1 pseudogene is annotated in these 275 nt (G+C 47.6%); it reads right to left on the bottom strand.

Annotated features, from left to right (window positions below):
• Window positions 1–275, bottom strand: a pseudogene (locus M992_RS15360) (hypothetical protein); the annotation flags it as partial.

A 275-nucleotide genomic window follows, 5' to 3' on the forward strand; every position in this document is an offset into this window, starting at 1 on the left:
GTTGACCACGGGTCCAGCGTCGTATTAGTCAGGCTCCCCCACTTCTCATTAATCTTCGATTTAACCGTATTGCATACCTCATCCTTCACCTTATCAATGATGTCGCTGATAGACGGAAACTGAGGGATTTTTAGTGATACCGATAGCGACCCCAGGCACTGTCCGAGAGAATCAGATGTACTGGATTCACTTTTAGCGGCGTTGTTAATCCGTTCAACCTCCTGTTTATAGGCAGCATCAGCACCAGCTTTTGCCAGTTCGTATGCTGCACAGGT

Source organism: Moellerella wisconsensis ATCC 35017 (assembly GCF_001294465.1).
Classification (GTDB): Bacteria; Pseudomonadota; Gammaproteobacteria; order Enterobacterales; family Enterobacteriaceae; genus Moellerella; species Moellerella wisconsensis.